The organism is Candidatus Allofontibacter sp., assembly GCF_038145245.1.
Lineage (GTDB): Bacteria > Pseudomonadota > Alphaproteobacteria > Pelagibacterales > Pelagibacteraceae > Fontibacterium.
Genome location: NZ_JAYQPI010000049.1, coordinates 1 through 4,731, shown reverse-complemented (window position 1 = coordinate 4,731; position 4,731 = coordinate 1). Strand labels below are relative to the sequence as shown.

At 27.4% G+C, this 4,731-nt stretch carries 8 protein-coding genes and 1 tRNA gene; 4 read left to right on the top strand and 5 right to left on the bottom strand.

Going from position 1 to position 4,731, the window contains the following annotated elements; translation table 11 throughout:
• From AC8IGH_RS05085 to mnmA, 4 genes are all read right to left on the bottom strand, one after another.
• Window positions 1-74: transfer RNA gene (locus AC8IGH_RS05085), tRNA-Met, on the bottom strand.
• Window positions 75-122: 48 nt separating this feature from the next.
• Window positions 123-548 (bottom strand): secondary thiamine-phosphate synthase enzyme YjbQ, encoded by a 426-nt coding sequence (locus AC8IGH_RS05080; protein WP_507419635.1) that lies wholly within the window; start codon window positions 546-548, stop codon window positions 123-125.
• A gap of 24 nt (window positions 549-572) precedes the next feature.
• On the bottom strand, window positions 573-764 hold the full coding sequence (locus AC8IGH_RS05075; protein ID WP_507419634.1) for a hypothetical protein: 192 nt from the start codon (window positions 762-764) through the stop codon (window positions 573-575).
• Window positions 765-967: 203 nt separating this feature from the next.
• A complete protein-coding gene (gene mnmA, locus AC8IGH_RS05070; protein WP_507419633.1) occupies window positions 968-2,104 on the bottom strand; it encodes a tRNA 2-thiouridine(34) synthase MnmA in 1,137 nt (378 codons plus the stop codon).
• Between the two features lie 52 nt (window positions 2,105-2,156).
• Between mnmA and AC8IGH_RS05065 the strand changes: the two genes are divergently transcribed.
• The 3 genes from AC8IGH_RS05065 to AC8IGH_RS05055 all read left to right on the top strand — a co-directional run bounded on the left by AC8IGH_RS05065 (window position 2,157) and on the right by AC8IGH_RS05055 (window position 3,446).
• Window positions 2,157-2,333, top strand: a complete 177-nt coding sequence (locus tag AC8IGH_RS05065) for a DUF3553 domain-containing protein (RefSeq protein ID WP_507419632.1) — start codon at window positions 2,157-2,159, stop codon at window positions 2,331-2,333.
• Window positions 2,320-3,099 (top strand): 3'(2'),5'-bisphosphate nucleotidase CysQ family protein, encoded by a 780-nt coding sequence (locus AC8IGH_RS05060; RefSeq protein ID WP_507419631.1) that lies wholly within the window; start codon window positions 2,320-2,322, stop codon window positions 3,097-3,099. Before AC8IGH_RS05065 ends, AC8IGH_RS05060 begins: the two co-directional genes overlap by 14 nt.
• A 101-nt stretch (window positions 3,100-3,200) precedes the next feature.
• The gene (locus AC8IGH_RS05055; protein ID WP_507419630.1) at window positions 3,201-3,446 is read left to right on the top strand and encodes a hypothetical protein; all 246 of its coding nucleotides are present in this window, start codon (window positions 3,201-3,203) and stop codon (window positions 3,444-3,446) included.
• Between the two features lie 148 nt (window positions 3,447-3,594).
• On the opposite strand, the gene AC8IGH_RS05050 is transcribed toward AC8IGH_RS05055, so the two are convergent.
• Window positions 3,595-4,155 carry a regulatory protein RecX gene (locus AC8IGH_RS05050; protein WP_507419629.1) on the bottom strand — a complete coding sequence of 187 codons (561 nt, stop codon included), beginning with the start codon at window positions 4,153-4,155 and terminating at the stop codon, window positions 3,595-3,597.
• Window positions 4,156-4,175: 20 nt separating this feature from the next.
• Between AC8IGH_RS05050 and AC8IGH_RS05045 the strand changes: the two genes are divergently transcribed.
• Entirely contained in the window at window positions 4,176-4,670 is a 495-nt protein-coding gene (locus AC8IGH_RS05045; RefSeq protein WP_507419628.1) for an ABA4-like family protein, read from the top strand.
• Window positions 4,671-4,731 lie beyond the last annotated feature (61 nt).

Below are 4,731 nucleotides of genomic sequence, written 5' to 3'. Positions count from 1 at the left end.
TAGCGGGAAGTGGGATCGAACCACCGACCTCAGGCTTATGAGTCCTGCGCTCTAACCAACTGAGCTACCCCGCCATAACTGGTCTTCTACCAATAAACATTACATCCAGCAAGTTTACAAAACTACTTTTCACCTAGAATATGTAAAAAAACTTTTCTTATCTGCTGGTCAATTCTGTGTTCAAATAAATATATCCCCTGCCACGTTCCAAGAACTAGTTTATTATTTTTTACACTTAAAGTTAAATTACTACTTGTTAAAGTAGATTTAATATGAGCAGGCATATCATCTTTACCTTCAGTATTGTGAATATATAAGTTTTCATTCATTGGTACTAACTTATTATAAAAATTCAAAATATCCTTTTGAACATCATCATCAGCATTTTCTTGAACTATTAATGAAGCACTAGTATGTAAAATAGATATATTTAAAATTCCATTTAAAATCTCAGAACGATCTACAAAATTTAATATTTTTTCTGTAATTTTAATTAATTTATTTCCGTTTGTTTTAATGCTCAACTCCTCAAAAGATTGAGTAAACATTTGATAAATATTTGAAATTTAAAATTATTTAATTAAAGTTAAACCTAGTCCAATAATTAGGCAAAAAAATAGCATCACAACAATTCTGTTATGAATTTTTTTATCATGTCTATCACGGGCGTTTTTTTCAAGAACTAAAGTTCTAATATCTGCTTTATTTTTTTTATCGAAATCTGATCTATAAAAAACTTCTGAATTATCTTTAAAAATACCCATGATAACCGTTAAATCATAATTGATTAAAAAATCAAATTCTATTTTAAAAAACGTACTTGTGTTTGCTTTATGTTTTGATAATTAATTTAAACACAAACTTTTAATATAAAAAATGGGATACCCAAAAAAACATAGAGGCCGAAGAAAAGTTGGCTCAAAAATAAGAAGAAACAGAAGAAGAAATAAAAAGAAATAGTTTCTTTTTACTCTGTAGCTCTTATCCAGCCACCACCTAAAACTCTAACGCCCAATTGGTCGGGTTTATAAAATACACAAGCTTGACCTGGGGATACACCAAACTCACTTTTTTCAAAAGTCACAGTTCCATTATTAACATCTAACTTTGACTCTATAAGTTTTCCAGTTGATCTCACTTTAACAAATATATTTTCATTAAAATCATTTTGCCTATCTGAAAGATAATTAATATCTTCAATTTTAAGTTTTTTAATTTCTAATTCTTCTTTTTTTCCAATAACTACTTCTTTAGTTTTTGAATTAATTTTAATTACGTAATAAGGAATTTCTCCTGAAATTTTTATTCCTTTTCTTTGTCCAATAGTAAAATTTATAATTCCCTCATGCTTTCCTAAAACATTACCTTTAACATCAACAATGTTTCCAGGTTCATGAGCCTCTGGTCTTAAACGCTCAATCACAGACACATAATTACCATTAGGTACAAAACAAATATCTTGGCTATCAGGTTTGTCTGCAACTTCTAAATTAAGTTTTTTTGCAATATTTCTAGTTTCTTCTTTTGGAAGATCGCCTAAAGGAAAATGTAGATAATCTAATTGTTCTTGAGTTGTTGCAAACAAAAAATACGTCTGATCACGATTTAAATCTTTTGGCCTATACATTTTAGAAATATTATTATCTATAATTTTCTTTACATAATGACCGGTAATTAATGCATCAGCTTTTAAATTTTTTGCCGACTCAAATAAATCTCTAAACTTAACTGTTTGATTACAATTTACACAAGGAATAGGAGTTTCACCTCTAAGATAAGAGTCTGCAAATTTTTCTATAACTTCATTTTTAAACTTACTTTCATAATTTAAAACATAATGATCAATATCTAATTTTTCTGAAACTCTTTTTGCATCATAAATATCCTGTCCAGCGCAACACGTACCAGGTTTTTTATTAATTTGCGCATAATCATAAAGTTGCAAGGTCATACCAATAACTTGATAGCCTTTCATTTTCATTAAGCCAGCAACAACAGATGAGTCAACGCCACCGGACATAGCGACAACAACTTTTGTTTCACTTGGTGGTTTATCTAGTCCTAAAAAATTATTATTCAATTTTGTTTTAAGTAACGTTGTCATGACAATATTTGAACACTCTTACATTATAGGAAGAAATAAGTATAAATAAAAAATGATTTTTGATTACGAACCAGGTGACTATGTCATCAATCCAAAAAATAAGGAATGGGGAATTGGTCAAATACAATCTATTATTAAAAATATTGTAACTGTTAACTTTGAAAATGCTGGAAAAAAAACAATTATTGCTGATAAAGTTTCTTTAGAAAAAATAAATGTTAAAAATTAATTTAAAAAAAATAACTGAAAAACTCATCCCAATTTTTTATGAAGCTGGCAAAGAAAGCATTAAACTTTCAGGAAAAAATCTAAAAATTACTATAAAAAAAGATAATACCCCAGTCACTAATGGAGATCTATTGGTTGATAAAATCTTACAAAAAGCGATCTCTGAACTAACTCCTAAAATTCAAATAGTTTCTGAAGAAAATGTTAATGAAATAAAAAAATTTGATAATGTAAATTTTTGGTTAATTGATCCAATTGATGGTACTCGTGAATATATAAAAAACAATAATGAATATACTTTAAATGCTGCTTTAATTTTAAATAAAAAACCTGCTTTAGGAATAATCTATGCCCCCAAACTTAAAAGATTATTTTATTCATTCGGTAAAAATAATGCTTATGAGATTAATAAAAACATAAAAGTTAAATTAAATTGTAAAAAATTGTCAAAAAATAATGAGATCTTAGCGTTGTCTAACAGTTACACGCCTTCTGAAATTATCTTAAATATTTATAAAAAAAATAATGTCACAAAATTTGTAAAATGTTCAAGCTCATTAAAATTTTGCCTGGTAGCTGCAGGTGAATTTGACATTTATGCTGCAAGAGCAAGAGCAAAAGAATGGGATATCGCAGCTGGTCATGCAATTGCTGAACATGCTGGGGCAATATTAACTACTTTTACTGGTCGGAAAATAACTTATGGTAAGAAGAATTTTGCAAATCCTACAATGATACTGAGAAGATCAATTAATTTACTTAAATAAGGATTCACTTAATACACGAACAGCGATATATTTAAGTTATAATAATGAAATTTATATTTATTATATTAACAACTTTACTACTTAATTCATGCGGAAATTTAATGTCCGCTAGTTTAATTGAATCTTTTTTTACGCCTTCATCTGCAGTAATGGCAACTGCAGATTATGGAGTCGAAAAAGAAACTGGAAAGAAAATTTCAGAACATGCTCTATCGATTGTTACTTCTAAAGATTGCAAATTTAATCTCAACGAAATGACTATTTGTAAAGATGAAAATTCTTTAAATAATAAAATTATTAAAGTTGCATCTTATAATAAAAATAACTCTAAAAAAGTCCTTCAATAATAAATTAGTTTTTTTATGAAGATGGATATTGCTTTAATAATTATTAGCTCTGTTTCATTATTTGGAGTTATATTATTTTATATTGTCACTAATCTTATAAAAAATAAAATTAATGAATTAGTTACAATTCAAAAGCGTAATAAAAAATCTAAATCTTCTTCTCGAAAATCTTAAGTTCTTTTTTATCTAAACCTAGTACATTTTTAGAGGTTGAATAACTAAAGCCAGCTCGTGCTAAAACTCCGGTGTCTTTTGTATAAAAAATTTCTCTATTTGCATCAGGTCGATAAGGTCCTATTCTTCTTCTTCGACAAACTCTTATTGCTGCATAAAAATCAGGATCAACATTATCTTTTTTAATATCATTCATGGTCTTTTTTAATAATTCACCATCGATGCCTTTTTGAGCTAAATTCATTCTAATTTTGTTTAATGAGTAGCCTTTTTTCAAGTAATTCTTAGATTTTATTTCAGAATAAATTGTGTCATTTATAACTCCGATGCTTTCAAGGTTTTCAATAACCATGTCTATTTCTCTCAAAATACTTTCTTTATCTTTCCCTAAATAATCCGTGTCTAAGACTTTTCTATATAAATAAATTCTAAGATCTTTTTTTGAGGGTTGATATTTATCAAGATATTTTAATGACAGCTCTTTAATATCTTGTTTGTTATTTATTGATTGTTTTGCAGATTTATTAAATCTCATATAATAATCGTTACTAACATATGCTTAACACATTAAAAGATTTTTTTACCCTTGAAATGATTTATCATTTCACCAACATTGGAGTAATTCCATTATGGGTTCTTTTGGCATTTTTGCCAGGATGGAAAGGAACTAAAATCTTAATTAACAGTATACTGGTTCCATTGATATTAGGACTTACCTACTTTTATGTTTTTTATATTTACGTAAATACTTCTGATGGAATATTTTCTAACATCCTAGATAAAGGGAAAACTTTTGAGCTTTATATGGGAATTGACCAGCTTAAAAAAATCTTAAGTGATAAAAATGTATTATTACTTTTTTGGATACATTTCTTAACTGCAAATCTCGTGTTAGGAGCTTGGATTGCAACTGATGCAGCTAAAAATAAAGCTCTTCAATTTATTGTTTTAGTTCCTTTAGTTCTTACTTATTTTGTGGGTCCTATTGGACTAGGTGTTTATTTAATCTTGAGACTTTTAGCGGCACAAAAATTAAAATTATTTGATTAAGTCTTAGTAGCTAATAATTTATTTCAGAGTTATAAATAACTATGAAGAAAATAGATTTCTA

Coding starts and splice junctions, on each gene's coding strand:
- AC8IGH_RS05080 (WP_507419635.1), bottom strand. CDS start 548: ATGTTTACTCAATCTTTTGAGGAGTTGAGCATTAAAACAAACGGAAAT.
- AC8IGH_RS05075 (WP_507419634.1), bottom strand. CDS start 764: ATGGGTATTTTTAAAGATAATTCAGAAGTTTTTTATAGATCAGATTTC.
- mnmA (WP_507419633.1), bottom strand. CDS start 2,104: ATGACAACGTTACTTAAAACAAAATTGAATAATAATTTTTTAGGACTA.
- AC8IGH_RS05065 (WP_507419632.1), top strand. CDS start 2,157: ATGATTTTTGATTACGAACCAGGTGACTATGTCATCAATCCAAAAAAT.
- AC8IGH_RS05060 (WP_507419631.1), top strand. CDS start 2,320: ATGTTAAAAATTAATTTAAAAAAAATAACTGAAAAACTCATCCCAATT.
- AC8IGH_RS05055 (WP_507419630.1), top strand. CDS start 3,201: ATGTCCGCTAGTTTAATTGAATCTTTTTTTACGCCTTCATCTGCAGTA.
- AC8IGH_RS05050 (WP_507419629.1), bottom strand. CDS start 4,155: ATGAGATTTAATAAATCTGCAAAACAATCAATAAATAACAAACAAGAT.
- AC8IGH_RS05045 (WP_507419628.1), top strand. CDS start 4,176: ATGCTTAACACATTAAAAGATTTTTTTACCCTTGAAATGATTTATCAT.